Genomic DNA, 14,561 nt, shown 5'->3' with positions numbered 1-14,561 from the left:
CATGCAAGGCGCTCATCTCAGACATCAGCCACCCGCACCCGGCCGCAAGCCGGTGCCGCGGGGTGCCAGCCGAATGGTGGCGAAAGAGCCGATGTCCGCGCGCCTGCCGAAAGCCAATTTCAGCTTTCTGAAAAGCCTGTTCTGGCCGGTGCTGCTGGTGGCACTGGGCTTTGGCACCTACGAAGGTGCGCAGCGTTTGCTGCCGTATGCCGACCGGCCGATCAGCAAGATCGCGGTGCAGGGCGACTTGAGTTACATCAGCCAGCAGGCGGTGCAGCAGCGGATCGCACCGTTCGTGGCGTCGAGCTTCTTCACCATCGACCTCGCCGGTATGCGTACCGAGCTGGAACAGATGCCGTGGATCGCCCACGCCGAAGTGCGCCGGGTATGGCCGGACCAGGTGGTGATCCGCCTCGAAGAACAATTGCCGGTGGCGCGCTGGGGCGACGAGTCGCTGCTCAACAACCAGGGCCAGGCGTTCACGCCCAAGGAACTGGCGAACTACGAACACCTGCCGCAGCTGTTCGGCCCACAACGGGCTCAGCAGCAGGTGATGCAGCAGTATCAGGTGTTGAGCCAGATGCTGCGCCCGCTGGGTTTTTCGATTGCACGCCTGGAATTGCGTGAACGCGGCAGCTGGTTCCTGACCACCGGTGCCGGCAGTTCCGGCCCCGGCATCGAGTTGCTGCTGGGACGCGGCAACCTGGTGGAAAAGATGCGCCGCTTCATCGCCATCTATGACAAGACGCTGAAAGAGCAGATTACGAACATTGCGCGCATCGATCTGCGCTACGCCAACGGCCTTGCTGTTGGCTGGCGGGAACCCGTAGCGCCGACGACAGCCCAACCCGCTGTCGCAAAGAATTAAGAAGAGGCAGGACCCATGGCAAACGTGCAAAGCGGCAAAATGATCGTCGGTCTGGATATCGGCACCTCCAAAGTGGTGGCGCTGGTAGGCGAGGTCGCGGACGACGGCCAGCTGGAAATCGTCGGGATCGGCACACATCCGTCCCGCGGCCTGAAGAAGGGCGTGGTGGTCAACATCGAATCCACCGTGCAGTCGATCCAGCGTGCGATCGAAGAAGCCCAACTGATGGCCGGCTGCCGCATTCACTCGGCTTTCGTCGGCGTGGCCGGCAATCACATTCGCAGCCTGAACTCCCACGGCATCGTCGCGATCCGTGATCGCGAAGTCAGCTCGGCCGACCTTGAGCGTGTGCTCGACGCAGCCCAGGCCGTGGCGATTCCGGCTGACCAGCGCGTGCTGCACACCCTGCCGCAGGATTACGTGATCGATAACCAGGAAGGCGTGCGCGAGCCGCTGGGCATGTCCGGCGTGCGCCTGGAAGCCAAGGTTCACGTGGTCACCTGCGCCGTCAACGCCGCACAGAACATTGAAAAATGCGTACGTCGCTGCGGTCTGGAAATCGACGACATCATCCTCGAGCAACTGGCCTCGGCCTACTCGGTGCTGACCGATGACGAGAAAGAACTGGGCGTGTGCCTGGTCGACATCGGCGGCGGCACCACTGACATCGCGATCTTCACCGAAGGCGCGATCCGTCACACCGCGGTGATTCCGATTGCCGGTGATCAGGTGACCAACGACATCGCCATGGCGTTGCGCACCCCGACCCAGTACGCCGAAGAAATCAAGATCCGCTATGCCTGCGCCCTGGCGAAACTGGCCGGTGCCGGCGAAACCATCAAGGTGCCGAGCGTCGGCGACCGTCCACCGCGCGAACTGTCGCGTCAGGCCCTGGCCGAAGTGGTCGAGCCGCGCTACGACGAACTGTTCACCCTGATCCAGGCCGAGCTGCGTCGCAGCGGCTACGAAGACCTGATCCCGGCGGGCATCGTGCTCACCGGCGGTACCTCGAAAATGGAAGGCGCGACCGAACTGGCCGAAGAAATCTTCCACATGCCGGTACGCCTCGGGGTGCCGCATGGCGTGAAAGGTCTGGATGACGTAGTGCGCAACCCGATTTATTCCACTGGCGTCGGTTTGTTGATGTACGGCCTGCAAAAGCAGTCCGACGGAGTTTCGTTCTCCGGCATCGGCAGCCGCGACAGCTACAGCAGCGAAGAGCCTCAGGCGCCGCTGCTGGACCGCTTGAAAAAGTGGGTTCAGGGCAATTTTTAAAGCTTTACCGCAACACCGCTACAAACCGCAGTAGGCGAAAAAACTAGAGAATGTAAGGAGAGGGAAAATGTTCGAACTCGTAGACAACATCCCCGCAAGCCCGGTAATCAAAGTTATCGGTGTCGGCGGTGGCGGCGGCAACGCTGTCAATCACATGGTCAAGAGCAACATCGAAGGCGTTGAGTTCATCTGCGCCAACACCGATGCTCAAGCGCTGAAAAACATCGGCGCGCGGACCATCCTGCAACTGGGCACTGGCGTGACCAAAGGCCTGGGCGCTGGCGCCAATCCCGAAGTCGGCCGTCAAGCCGCTCTGGAAGACCGCGAGCGCATCGCTGAAGTGCTGGCCGGCACCAACATGGTGTTCATCACCACTGGCATGGGCGGCGGTACCGGTACCGGTGCGGCGCCGATCATCGCTGAAGTGGCCAAGGAAATGGGCATCCTGACCGTTGCGGTCGTGACCCGTCCGTTCCCGTTCGAAGGCCGCAAGCGTATGCAGATCGCCGACGAAGGCATCCGCATGCTCTCGGAAAGCGTCGACTCGCTGATCACCATTCCGAACGAAAAACTGCTGACCATCCTCGGCAAGGACGCCAGCCTGCTGTCGGCTTTCGCCAAGGCTGACGATGTACTCGCCGGTGCCGTGCGCGGTATCTCCGACATCATCAAGCGTCCGGGCATGATCAACGTCGACTTCGCCGACGTACGTACCGTGATGAGCGAAATGGGCATGGCGATGATGGGCACTGGCTGCGCCAGCGGTCCGAACCGTGCACGTGAAGCCACCGAGGCAGCAATCCGCAACCCGCTGCTGGAAGACGTCAACCTGCAAGGCGCGCGCGGCATTCTGGTGAACATCACCGCCGGTCCTGACCTGTCCCTGGGTGAGTACTCCGACGTCGGTTCGATCATCGAAGCCTTCGCTTCCGAGCACGCGATGGTCAAGGTCGGTACCGTTATCGATCCGGACATGCGCGACGAGCTGCACGTGACTGTGGTTGCCACCGGTCTGGGCGCGAAGATCGAGAAGCCTGTGAAGGTTATCGACAACACCGTTCACACCTCCATGGCTTCGGCTCAGGTGCAACAACCGGCTCCGGCCCGTCAGGAGCAGCCTGCGGTGAACTACCGTGATCTGGACCGTCCGACCGTCATGCGCAACCAGGCTCAGGCCGGTGCTGCGGCTGCCGCGAAGATGAATCCGCAGGATGACCTGGACTACCTGGACATTCCGGCATTCCTGCGTCGTCAGGCCGATTGATGGAATGTATCAGGGCTATGAAGGTGATTGGTGTTCAGCAAAGGCATGGTCTGCTATCATCGCCAGCCTTTGTTGATACCAGTTCGCAATTTGCGCTGAAGCGGCCCAAGCCATGATTAAACAACGCACACTGAAAAATATTATCCGTGCCACAGGTGTAGGCCTGCACTCCGGTGAGAAGGTCTACCTGACCCTCAAGCCTGCGCCTGTCGACACTGGCATTGTGTTTTGTCGCGCTGACCTCGACCCTGTGGTGCAGATTCCTGCCCGCGCGGAAAACGTCGGTGAAACCACTATGTCGACGACGCTGATCAATGGCGACGTCAAAGTGGACACGGTAGAGCACTTGCTCTCGGCCATGGCTGGCCTGGGCATCGATAACGCCTACGTCGAGCTCTCCGCGTCCGAAGTCCCGATCATGGATGGCAGCGCTGGACCCTTCGTATTCCTGATTCAATCGGCAGGCCTGGAAGAACAGGACGCCGCCAAGAAATTCATCCGCATCCTGCGTGAAGTGACAGTGGAAGACGGCGACAAGCGCGCCACTTTCGTCCCTTTCGAAGGCTTCAAGGTGAGCTTCGAGATCGATTTCGATCACCCGGTATTCCGGGACCGCACCCAAAGTGCAAGCGTGGACTTTTCCAGCACTTCGTTCGTAAAAGAAGTCAGTCGCGCCCGTACCTTTGGTTTCATGAGTGACATCGAGTACCTGCGCAAGCACAACCTCGCACTCGGCGGCAGCGTGGAAAACGCGATCGTGGTCGACGCCGATGGCGTGTTGAACGAAGACGGTCTTCGTTATGAAGACGAATTCGTCAAGCACAAGATCCTCGATGCGATTGGCGACCTGTACCTGCTGGGCAACAGCCTGATTGGTGAGTTCAAAGGCTTCAAGTCCGGTCATGCACTGAACAACCAGCTGCTGCGCAAATTGATTGAGCAGACAGATGCGTGGGAAGTGGTGACGTTCGAAGACGCCAGCACCGCACCGATCTCTTACATGCGCCCTGTAGCGGCTGTGTAAGTAAAAAACCTCTCTAGTTTTTTGAAGGCCATCCTCGGATGGCCTTTTTTTATACCTGTGGTTTTTGTATTGCCTGAGATGGCCCTATCGCGAGCAGGCTCACTCCTACAGGGGGAACGCATTCCAATTGTAGGAGTGAGCCTGCTCGCGATAGGGCCGGTGGGGCCACTGCCCTCTCAAACCGATACCACCACCCGATTGCGTCCGCCTTCCTTGGCCTGATACAAGGCCTTGTCCGCGGCAAACAACAACTGCTCCAGGGTCATCTCGCTCGCTGTCGTCCATGTGGCGATGCCGATACTCACGGTCATCGCCCGCTCAGCGCCTTCGGTCCACGGCAGGTTTTCCACAGCGCAGCGGATCTGCTCGGCGATCTGCCGCGCCCCTGCGCTGTCGGTCTCGGCGAGAATCACCGAAAACTCTTCGCCGCCATAACGCGCAACCAGATCCGCCGGACGTCGTACATTTGCCGTGATCACCTTGGCCAGCTCACGCAAGACCTGATCGCCGGCCTGATGGCCATGTCGGTCGTTGAAGGCCTTGAAGTGGTCGGCATCGATCATCATCACCGACAGCGGCTGGCCCGAGCGTTGCGCGCGGAACCACTCATGACGCAGGGTCTGATCGAGCATGCGCCGGTTGGCCACGTCGGTCAGGTCATCGGTGGCGGCCAGTTGCGCCAGCTCGCGTTCGGCGCGATGGCGCAAACGCAGTTCCCGGGCGAGCAGCCAGGTCAGCCACAACAGGCCAAGGCACAGCACGCCGGTGGCGCCACTGATCAATATCGCCGTGCGCCGCCAGGTGCCGAACACCTCATCACTGGACAGCGCGACCATTACGGTCAACGGCAGATTGCCGACCCGCGAGTAGGTATAGAGCCGGCGTTGTTTATCCATGCTCGAGGTGCTGGTGAAACTGCCGCTGCCATCGCGATCATTGAGGATGCGCACAACGTTGGGCCGATTGCCGAAGCTCTTGCCCACCGAATCGCTTTGCAGGTACGGCTTCTGCGCGAGCAGCACGCCATCGCTGTTGATGATGTTCAATGTGCTGTCGGTGCCAATGTCGAGGCTTTTGAACAGTTCGTCGAAGTAGTCGAGTTTCAACGACGCCACCGCCACACCGAGGAATTCACCGGTCTGCGAGGAGATGCGTCGACTGAAGCTGATGCGCCACTGATCGGCCTCGTCGCAATCGCAACGGGTCTTGAACGGCCGGCTGATGAACATGCCCATCTCGCGGTTGAACGCATGGGCGAGGAAATAATCGCGGTCAGCGAAATTGCCCGGTTTCGGTTCGATGCGCGAGGAGTCGGCGACGACCTCGCCATGCTTGTCCAGCAGCAGGATGTCGCCTTTGAAGCGCGCGGTGGCCGAGCGATCGAACAGCGCCAGGTGACGGATCTGCGGCGAGACCTGCTGCAAGTCGTCACGCTGGGCGGCGGCGATCAGGCCTTGCAGCGTCAGGTCGTACAGCTCGACGGTGCGCAGCACATCGGCGTCGATCAGTTGCGCGATGGTGGTCGCACGGCGAGTGGCGGCTTCCTGCGCACTGGCGTACTCGCGGATCAGCAGGAAGGTGACGATGCACACCATCGCAATCACGGTCAGCAGACTGCCGAGGATCAGCAGGCGCTCGGGGCGACCGGTCTGGCCTGTGACGGGAGGTGTGCGGCTGGCGATCATAATGGGGAGCCGGTTGGAGTGGTTTCATAAGCTTAGTTGGGCTGACGCCGGACGAACCTGTGGGAGCGAGCCTGCTCGCGAAAGCTGATTGTCAGTCAACATCTGCGTTGAATGACACACCGCTTTCGCGAGCAGGCTCGCTCCCACAGGATAGATCACAGGATCTGAAAAACGCCGCGCCGATCTTAGAAGACGTTGATCGGGTAGTCGATGATCACGCGGTATTCATCTGTATCCGAATCAATCGCGCCGTAGCCATTGCCGCCACGGTTGGTCGCCCATTGCAGGCGCACCGCCAGGTCCTTGGCCTGACCGCTTTGCACGATGTACTGCAAATCGATATCGCGCTCCCAGTGTTTGGCGTTGCGGCCATCAGCGCTGTACCAGCTGGAATAGCCTGGGTTGTCCGGATCGGCTTTGGTCAGGTCGACCGTGCCGCGCGAATAGGACAGCGCCGAAGTCAGCCCTGGCAGGCCGACACCCGTGAAGTCGTAAGCGTACTTGAGCTTCCACGAGCGTTCGTTCGGGCCGTTGAAATCCGAGTATTGCTGGGAGTTGTCCAGGTAAACGCTGTCGCCCTGGCTGATGTAGTCGAACGGTGTGTTGCCGTTGACCCGCTGGTACGCGGCGGTAACGCTGTGGCTGCCGATGCCGACGGTCAGATGCGCGCTCCAGGTGTTGTTGTCTATGTCGCCGAGCAGCGCATCACCGGTGTCTTGCGTGTGATAGAAATGCAGGCCCGGGTTGAGGCTGACCAGATCGTTCAGTTGCCAGGTGTAGTCGAGGTCGTAGTAGTACTGGTTCCAGATGTCTTTCAGCTCAGAGGCATAGAGGCTACTGGTCAGACCTTCGACACCGCTCCAGGCCACACCAGCCCAAGTCAGGTGCTGACTCTCATCGCCATCGGCGAGGGTGCCGTAGGACGTACCGATTCGCGTGTGACCGCTCTGGTTATACGGCTTGGTGAAACTGGCCTGGCCACCTTCGATCAGCCAGCCGTCGAAACTGTGATTGGCGAGGCTGATACCGCGAAACGTCTGCGGCAGCATCCGCGTGTCGCCGCCGGCAATCACCGGGTTGGTGAGGAACAGGTCACCGGCCTTCAACTCGGTATCGAACGCACGCAGCTTCAACGTTCCGCCTGCGGTGGAGAACGAGCCTGGCGCTTTGCCGTTGCCATCGCTGATCGGCAGGATACTCGAACCGTCGGTACCGCCACCGCCGTCGAGTTTCAGGCCGAGCATGGCGTGGGCATCAAAACCGAAGCCAACCGTGCCCTCGGTATAGCCGGACTGGAACACCCCGAGAAAACCCTGGCCCCACTCGATGTTGTCGTCCGCTTGCTGCAAGCGGTTGCGATTCATGTAGTAGTTGCGGGCGTTCAGGTTGAGGCTCGAACCTTCGACGAAGCCTTGTTCAGCAGGCTCGTCGGCGTGGGCGGTGGGAACAATCGTTGCGGCCATTGCAATGAACAGCGGTGTAAGGCGGGCAGGGTAAAACACGTGCGGTGGAACTCCTTGGGTCAGCGGGCCGCTCTGTTTCTTGAGCGGCTTGATATTTCTTGTTGTTACAGACGCACCAGACGGCTTTCAGACCACAACGAAAAAAGGCCGCTGAAAGGCAGCGGCCTGGAGTGACGACGGTTGAACGGGAAGAGCCAAACAACCGCGTCGAGGGAAACCTTTCGCGGTGCGACTCAGCTGTCTTTCTCGAGCGCTTGAGTCTGGGAATTGGCGGCCTGCGGGGATTGCGTCGCGTCTTGAGCCTTGGCCATCACTTCGGCCTGATGCTGATCGAATGCCTGCGCGCGCGCGACTTTTTGCGCCACGAACGTTTGCGATTCTTCAGCCATCGCCATCGGCGACAGGATCAATGAGGACAAAACGAACGCGCTGGCAATACCCATACTGTTGGACATCTGAAAAACCTTCTTGCTTGGCAAGTGCTGTTTGGTGCGGGCAAAGATAAGGTTGCCGAGGGTTGGGAAACAGCGTGATTTTCATAAATGACTGTTACAGCAAAAGCAAAGATCGCAGCCTTCGGCAGCTCCTACAAGGGCTTGGTGTACACCTGTAAGAGCTGCCGAAGGCTGCGATCTTTTGATCTTTTCAGACCGGAAGGTGAATGCCGAAGGTGTTCATGCCCCGGTCACTGCGTACAAACACATCCCCGCCGTGCATCAGCGCGATCGCCTTGACGATCGCCAGCCCCAAGCCGTGGTTATTGCCGCTGTTGCTGCGCGAGGCATCGACCCGATAAAAGCGCTCGAACAACCTCGGCAAATGCTCACTGGCAATCGGCGTCCCGGGATTGGCCACGCCGATGCTCACCTGATGTTCTTGAACCTCGATGCGCACTTCGATCACCTGTCCCGGTTCGGTGTGCTGCACCGCGTTGCTCAGCAAGTTGATCAGCGCCCGGCGCAAATGCGCGACCTCAATCTGGACCTGCGCATCGCCGCTGACCTGCACTTCAACCTGGGCGTCTTCAAGAATGAAATCCAGATAGTCCAGGGTCGTCGCCACCTCATCAGCCAGTGACGTCGAGGTCAGTTTGGTTGCCTTGTTGCCCTGATCGGCGCTGGCCAGGAACAACATATCGTTGATGATCGAACGCAGTCGCTCCAGCTCTTCGAGGTTCGATTGCAGCACTTCGAAATAGTGTTCGGCCGAGCGCCCGCGGGTCAGCGCGACCTGGGTCTGGCCGATCAGGTTGGTCAGCGGTGACCGCAGTTCATGGGCGACGTCGGCGTTGAACGACTCCAACCGCGAATAGGCCAGTTCCACCCGTTCCAGCGTCGAATTGAACGACTCGACGAACTGCTCCAGTTCCGGCGGCAACGGCGATAGACGCAAGCGCCCGGCGCGTAGTGGTGGTGCCAGGCGCTGAGCTTCCTGCGACAGTTTGATCAACGGCTTGAGGCCGATGCGCGCCACCCAATAGCCCAGCGCCGAAGCCATCAGCACACCGGCGATCGCCAGACCGATCAGTGCGATCAGCAGATTGTGCTGCGTCTCATGGAAGGTTTCGGTATCGATGCCGATCATGAAGCGCAGCGACGGGCGCTGGTCCTTGGCCGGCAACTCGGTCAGCAGCACTTTCAGGGGGTAGGGATGGTCGGCCAGATACAGGTCATGCATGCCCAGCGGACCCTGAGCGAAGGCCCGAATCGCGGCATCGGGTTGTCCATATTCGTAACCCGGATTACCACTGACCACCCAGAACCGGATGCGCTTGTCTTCTTCGCCGAGCAGCTTCAGCTTGGCGTTGATCTTCACCCAATGTTCCGGTGTGCCGAAGCGATTGAGCGCCGACTCGAGCACGCTGTAACGCGCATCCAGCTCAGCTTCCGGCAACAGCCCCAAGCCCTTGTCGACCTGTTGATACAGTGCGCCACCAATCAACAGAAACACCACGAGCGCCACCAGCGTGAACATCCCGCTTAAACGCAGGGCAATCGAGTTACTGGACACCACGGCTCTCCAGTACATAACCCATGCCGCGAATGGTGTGCAGCAGTTTTTCGTGGAACGGGCCATCCAGTTTGGCGCGCAGGCGTTTGATCGCGACTTCGACGACGTTGGCATCACTGTCGAAATTGATGTCCCAGACCATCTCGGCGATCGCAGTTTTCGAGAGGATTTCGCCCTGGCGACGGGCGAGCACGCTGAGCAGGGAAAACTCTTTCGCGGTCAGATCCAGGCGCGTGCCGGCGCGGGTGGCCTTGCGGCTGATCAGGTCGATCCACAGGTCGGCGATGGTTACTTGCACCGGCTCATGGCCGCCGCTGCGCCGGGTCAACGCTTGCAGGCGGGCGACCAGCTCGAGGAAGGAAAACGGCTTGCCGAGGTAATCGTCGGCACCGTCGCGCAGGCCCTTGATGCGGTCTTCGACGCGCTCGCGGGCGGTGAGCATGATCACCGGGGTCTGTTTGCGCGCACGCAACGCGCGCAGCACGCGCAGCACGCCGAAGCCATCGAGCCCCGGCAACATGACGTCGAGGACGATCACTGCGTAGTCGCATTCCAGCGCCAGATGCAGGCCTTCAACGCCGTCGCGGGCAAGGTCCACGGTGTAGCCCTGTTCGGTCAGGCCACGGTGCAGATAGTCCGCGGTTTTTTCTTCGTCTTCGATAATCAGAACGCGCATGACCGCCTCAGTCTGTGGTCGCCAATGCCGTTGCGGGCGTTGGGGCTGGTGGGTGTGAGTGCCGGTGAAACAGCCGTTCGAGCCATAAGTATATGACCGGGGTGGTGAACAGCGTCAGCATCTGGCTGACCAGCAAACCGCCGACCACGGCAATGCCCAATGGCTGGCGCAGTTCGGCGCCGGTGCCGTAGCCGAGCATCAGCGGCAACGCGCCGAGCAGCGCGGCGAGGGTGGTCATGATGATCGGCCGGAACCGGGTGATGCACGCCTCGAAAATCGCCTCTTGCGGCGCCAGTCCGCGCTGGCGCTGCGCCTCGAGGGCAAAGTCGATCATCAGGATGCCGTTCTTCTTGACGATACCGATCAGCAGCACCAGCCCGATCAACGCCATGATCGAAAAGTCCTGACCACAGATCCACAGCATGATCACCGCGCCGAGGCCTGCCGCTGGCAACGTCGAGATGATCGTCAGCGGATGCACGAAGCTTTCATAAAGCACGCCGAGAATGATGTACACCGCCACCAGCGCCGCCAGAATCAGCCACGGCTGACTGGCCAGCGAACTCTGGAACGCCTGCGCCGCGCCCTGGAAATTGCCGCTGATCGCGGTGGGCATGCCGATCTCGGCCTTGGCCTGATTGAGCAGAATCACCGCATCGCCCAGCGCCACGCCCGGGGCGAGGTTGAAGGACAGGTTGGCGGCGGGGAACATGCCGTCGTGGGCAATCGACAGCGGGCCGATGGTCGGCGCGTCAAACCGGGCCAGCGCCGAGAGCGGCACCATTTCTCCGCTGAGCGGCGAACGCAGGTAGAAATAGTTGAGGCTTTCGGCCTTGCCGCGTTGCCTGGTGTCCAGCTCGAGAATCACGTTGTACTGGTTGACCTGAGTCTGGAATTCATTGATCTGCCGTTGGCCGAACGCATCGTACAGCGCCTCGTCGACATCGCTGGCAGTCAGGCCAAAACGCGCCGCTGCGCTACGGTCGATGCTGATGTGAGTGATGCTGCCGCCCAGTTGCAGATCATTGGAAATGTCGCGGAACGCCGGGTTGCTGCGCAGTTTCTCGGTCAGGCGCTGCGTCCAGGTGGCGAGGGTCGCGCCGTCATTGCTCTTCAGCACGTATTGATACTGCGCACGGCTCGGGCCGGAGCTGAGGTTGATGTCCTGCCCTGCGCGCAAATACAGAACGATGCCGGGGACTTTCATCAGTTGCGGACGGATGCGGTCGATGAACTGGCTGGCGCTGACGTCGCGATCGCCGCGTTTTTTCAAGGCGATCCAGAAGCGCCCGTTGGCGATGGTCTGGTTGCTGCCGGAAACACCCACCGAATGGGAAAACGCCTGCACCGCCGGATCGGCCGCGACGATTTCCGCCATGGCCAAGTGTTTTTTCACCATCTCGCCGTAGGAAATGTCCGCAGCGGCTTCAGTGGTGCCGAGGACGAAACCGGTGTCCTGCACCGGAAAGAACCCCTTGGGAATGAAAATGTAGCCGGCAACCGCCAACGCCAGCGAGAGACCGAACACACCAATCATCAGTTTCTGATGGTCGAGGGCGCGGCGCAGACCCTTTTCGTACCAGCCGAGCAGGCGCTCACTGAAACCGGGTTTGGCGTTCGCGTGATGTACCGGTTTACGCATAAACAGCGCGGCGAGGGTTGGCGCCAGCGTCAGCGACACCACCACGGAAATCATGATGGTGGACGTCGCGGTCAGGGCGAATTCCTTGAACAGCCGCCCGACCACACCGCCCATGAACAGCAGCGGGATGAACGCCGCTACCAGCGAGAAACTGATCGAAACGACGGTGAAGCCAATCTCGCCGGCACCCTTGATCGCCGCCTCGCGCATGTCATCGCCGGCCTCGAGATGGCGGTGAATGTTCTCCACCACGACAATCGCATCGTCGACCACGAAGCCGACCGCGACGACGATCGCCACCAGCGTCAGGTTGTTCAGGCTGAAACCGAGCACGTACATCAGGGCGAAACTGGCGATCAGCGAGACGCCGAGCACCGCCGAAACAATCAGGGTCGCCGACAACTGCCGCAGGAACAGCGCCATGACTGCGACCACCAGCAGGATCGCGATCAGCAAGGTGATCTCAACCTCATGCAGCGAAGCGCGAATGGTCTGCGTGCGGTCGATCAGGGTTTTCACCTGCACCGAGGCCGGCAGCATGGCTTCGAGACCGGGGAGGGCGGCTTGGATGCGGTCGACGGTCTCGACAATGTTGGCGCCGGGCTGGCGCGAGATCACCAGATTCACCCCCGGACGATCACCCGCCCACGCCTGCACGTAGGCATCTTCCGCACCGTTGACGACTCTGGCGACATCGCGCAGGTGAACCGGTGCGCCATCCTTGTAGGAAACGATGAGCTGGCTGTAGTCCTCGGGGTGGAACAACTGGTCGTTGGTCGACAGCGTCGAGATACTCGATTCGCCGTACAGCGCACCTTTGGCGAGGTTCAGACTGGTCTGCTGGATCGCCAGCCTGATGTCGGCCAGCGTCAGGCCAATCGCCGCGAGTTTGTCCGCCGACGCCTGCACGCGAATCGCCGGACGTTGCTGACCGGTGATGTTGATCTGGCCGACGCCGTCGATCTGACTGATCTGCCGGGCGAGCAGGGTTTCCACCAGGTCGCTGAGTTCGGTGCCGGGCATCTGTGTGGAGCTGACACTGAGGATCAGCACCGGGCTGTCGGCCGGGTTGACCTTCTTCCACGTCGGCAGCGTCGGCATATCCTTGGGCAGCTTGCCGGCGGCGGTGTTGATCGCCGCCTGGACTTCCTGGGCGGCGGTGTCGATGCTTTTGTCGAGGGTGAATTGCAGGGTCAGCAGGGTTGAGCCCAGCGCACTGCTCGAGGTCATCTGGGTCATGCCGGGGATGGCACTGAATTGCACCTCCAGCGGCGTCGCCACCGAAGACGCCATGGTGTCCGGGCTGGCGCCGGGCAACTGCGCCGAGACTTGAATCGTAGGAAATTCCGCTTCTGGCAGTGGAGCAATCGGCAAGCGCGGGAAGGCAATCGCCCCGACCAGCACCAGCGCGATCGTCAACAGGATCGTCGCCACCGGGTGATCGATGCACCAGGTCGAGATGCCTTTGTGCGAATTCATGGCTTCGGCTCCGCCTGCACCACTTGCGGCGGCTCACTCATGACTTGCACGCTCGACCCCGGCTTGAGCCGCGACTGGCCGTCGGTCACCAGCACGTCACCGGCGTTGACGCCTTTGATGATGTCCTGGCCGCTGCCCTGATACACCATCTGCACCGGCACCGCCTCGACCTTGTCGTCCTTCACGCGGTAAACGAAGTGTTGTTCAAGGCCACGTTGTACGACGGTGGGCGGAACGACCAGCGCATCTTTATCCACAGCCGTCTGAATTTTTACCGTCACCAGCAAACCCGGCCAGAGCTTCTGGCTGGCGTTGGCGAATTCGGCCTTGGCGCGGATGGTGCCGGTGTTGGCGTTGATCTGGTTGTCGATCAGGGTCAGATGACCTTCGCCGAGCAGATTGCCGGTTTCGCCATCGGTGTCGGCGCCGATGTAGGCCTTGACCGGCGCGCGTTGCGGATCGCTGATCAGGCTCTGCAGGGTCGGCAGCATCTGCTGGGGCAGGGAGAACTCGACGGCGATCGGGTCGATCTGAGTCACGGTGAACAGTCCTTGGGTGTCGGTCATGCGCAGGAAATTGCCTTCATCGACCGTACGAATACCGACGCGCCCGGTGACTGGGGAGCGAATCTGCGTGTAGGACAGTTGCACCTGCGCCGCATCGATCGAGGCCTGATTGCCCTGCGCCGTGGCTTTGAGCTGATTGACCAGCGCTTGCTGCTGGTCGAAGGTCTGCTTCGACACGCCGTCGTCGACGCTGAGCAATTTGTAGCGCTTGAGATTGACCAGCGCGACCTGCAACTGCGCCTGGCTCTCGCCCAACTGCGCCCGGGCCTGATCGAGGCTGGCGCGGATCGAGCGGTCGTCGATGGTAGCGAGCAGGTCGCCTGCTTTGACCAGTTGACCTTCCTTGACCAGAATTTTCGTCAGGATGCCGTCGATCTGCGCACGCACCACCACACTGTGGAGCGAGAGCACCGAGCCGATGCCGCTGGTATAACGCGGCACGTCTTTGGCGCTGACCGTCACCACGCGCACAGGAATGGCGGTCGGGCTGGCCAGTTTGGCCGGTGCCGGTTTGAGCACAAACCACAGGCCGGCGGCTGCCAGCAAAATCAGGAGAGAGGCGAGCAGGATTTTATTTTTCTGAATGGACATGCGCGGCGCCGGAGTCTG

At 60.8% G+C, this 14,561-nt stretch carries 11 protein-coding genes; 4 read left to right on the top strand and 7 right to left on the bottom strand.

Annotated features, from left to right (window positions below; all coding sequences use genetic code 11):
- The first annotated feature begins 1 nt into the window (after nucleotide 1).
- From BLU71_RS16905 to lpxC, 4 genes are all read left to right on the top strand, one after another.
- Entirely contained in the window at nucleotides 2–868 is an 867-nt protein-coding gene (locus BLU71_RS16905; RefSeq protein ID WP_039761388.1) for a cell division protein FtsQ/DivIB, read from the top strand.
- Between the two features lie 15 nt (nucleotides 869–883).
- Complete coding sequence (gene ftsA, locus BLU71_RS16900; RefSeq protein WP_016773282.1) at nucleotides 884–2,143, top strand: cell division protein FtsA; 1,260 nt, start codon at nucleotides 884–886, stop codon at nucleotides 2,141–2,143.
- A 67-nt stretch (nucleotides 2,144–2,210) separates the two neighbouring features.
- The gene (gene ftsZ, locus BLU71_RS16895) at nucleotides 2,211–3,407 is read left to right on the top strand and encodes a cell division protein FtsZ (protein ID WP_016773283.1); all 1,197 of its coding nucleotides are present in this window, start codon (nucleotides 2,211–2,213) and stop codon (nucleotides 3,405–3,407) included.
- A gap of 112 nt (nucleotides 3,408–3,519) precedes the next feature.
- Complete coding sequence (lpxC, locus tag BLU71_RS16890; RefSeq protein WP_007916984.1) at nucleotides 3,520–4,431, top strand: UDP-3-O-acyl-N-acetylglucosamine deacetylase; 912 nt, start codon at nucleotides 3,520–3,522, stop codon at nucleotides 4,429–4,431.
- Nucleotides 4,432–4,607: 176 nt separating this feature from the next.
- Here the strand turns inward: lpxC and BLU71_RS16885 are convergent, their stop codons facing one another.
- From BLU71_RS16885 to BLU71_RS16855, 7 genes are all read right to left on the bottom strand, one after another.
- Nucleotides 4,608–6,116 (bottom strand): sensor domain-containing diguanylate cyclase, encoded by a 1,509-nt coding sequence (locus tag BLU71_RS16885; RefSeq protein WP_083353544.1) that lies wholly within the window; start codon nucleotides 6,114–6,116, stop codon nucleotides 4,608–4,610.
- Between the two features lie 185 nt (nucleotides 6,117–6,301).
- Nucleotides 6,302–7,579: an OprD family porin gene (locus BLU71_RS16880; RefSeq protein WP_419198356.1), complete on the bottom strand. Its 1,278-nt coding sequence runs from the start codon at nucleotides 7,577–7,579 to the stop codon at nucleotides 6,302–6,304.
- A gap of 233 nt (nucleotides 7,580–7,812) precedes the next feature.
- Nucleotides 7,813–8,034 (bottom strand): hypothetical protein, encoded by a 222-nt coding sequence (locus BLU71_RS16875; protein ID WP_039761392.1) that lies wholly within the window; start codon nucleotides 8,032–8,034, stop codon nucleotides 7,813–7,815.
- A gap of 190 nt (nucleotides 8,035–8,224) precedes the next feature.
- Nucleotides 8,225–9,589, bottom strand: a complete 1,365-nt coding sequence (locus BLU71_RS16870; protein ID WP_083353542.1) for a heavy metal sensor histidine kinase — start codon at nucleotides 9,587–9,589, stop codon at nucleotides 8,225–8,227.
- A complete protein-coding gene (locus BLU71_RS16865) occupies nucleotides 9,579–10,265 on the bottom strand; it encodes a heavy metal response regulator transcription factor (RefSeq protein WP_083353541.1) in 687 nt (228 codons plus the stop codon). Before BLU71_RS16865 ends, BLU71_RS16870 begins: the two co-directional genes overlap by 11 nt.
- Nucleotides 10,266–10,272: 7 nt before the next feature.
- Entirely contained in the window at nucleotides 10,273–13,386 is a 3,114-nt protein-coding gene (locus tag BLU71_RS16860) for a multidrug efflux RND transporter permease subunit (protein WP_064364306.1), read from the bottom strand.
- Nucleotides 13,383–14,543: an efflux RND transporter periplasmic adaptor subunit gene (locus tag BLU71_RS16855; protein WP_083353540.1), complete on the bottom strand. Its 1,161-nt coding sequence runs from the start codon at nucleotides 14,541–14,543 to the stop codon at nucleotides 13,383–13,385. The genes BLU71_RS16860 and BLU71_RS16855 overlap by 4 nt, the downstream gene beginning before the upstream one ends.
- Between the last annotated feature and the right edge of the window lie 18 nt (nucleotides 14,544–14,561).

Source organism: Pseudomonas moraviensis (assembly GCF_900105805.1).
GTDB lineage: Bacteria > Pseudomonadota > Gammaproteobacteria > Pseudomonadales > Pseudomonadaceae > Aquipseudomonas > Aquipseudomonas moraviensis_A.
This window is presented reverse-complemented; position numbering and strand designations above follow the sequence as displayed.

What these genes read in the sequence shown, in the direction of transcription:
- BLU71_RS16905 (WP_039761388.1), top strand. Translation starts at nt 2, where the DNA reads ATGCAAGGCGCTCATCTCAGACATCAGCCACCCGCACCCGGCCGCAAG.
- ftsA (WP_016773282.1), top strand. Translation starts at nt 884, where the DNA reads ATGGCAAACGTGCAAAGCGGCAAAATGATCGTCGGTCTGGATATCGGC.
- ftsZ (WP_016773283.1), top strand. Translation starts at nt 2,211, where the DNA reads ATGTTCGAACTCGTAGACAACATCCCCGCAAGCCCGGTAATCAAAGTT.
- lpxC (WP_007916984.1), top strand. Translation starts at nt 3,520, where the DNA reads ATGATTAAACAACGCACACTGAAAAATATTATCCGTGCCACAGGTGTA.
- BLU71_RS16885 (WP_083353544.1), bottom strand. Translation starts at nt 6,116, where the DNA reads ATGATCGCCAGCCGCACACCTCCCGTCACAGGCCAGACCGGTCGCCCC.
- BLU71_RS16880 (WP_419198356.1), bottom strand. Translation starts at nt 7,579, where the DNA reads ATGGCCGCAACGATTGTTCCCACCGCCCACGCCGACGAGCCTGCTGAA.
- BLU71_RS16875 (WP_039761392.1), bottom strand. Translation starts at nt 8,034, where the DNA reads ATGTCCAACAGTATGGGTATTGCCAGCGCGTTCGTTTTGTCCTCATTG.
- BLU71_RS16865 (WP_083353541.1), bottom strand. Translation starts at nt 10,265, where the DNA reads ATGCGCGTTCTGATTATCGAAGACGAAGAAAAAACCGCGGACTATCTG.
- BLU71_RS16860 (WP_064364306.1), bottom strand. Translation starts at nt 13,386, where the DNA reads ATGAATTCGCACAAAGGCATCTCGACCTGGTGCATCGATCACCCGGTG.
- BLU71_RS16855 (WP_083353540.1), bottom strand. Translation starts at nt 14,543, where the DNA reads ATGTCCATTCAGAAAAATAAAATCCTGCTCGCCTCTCTCCTGATTTTG.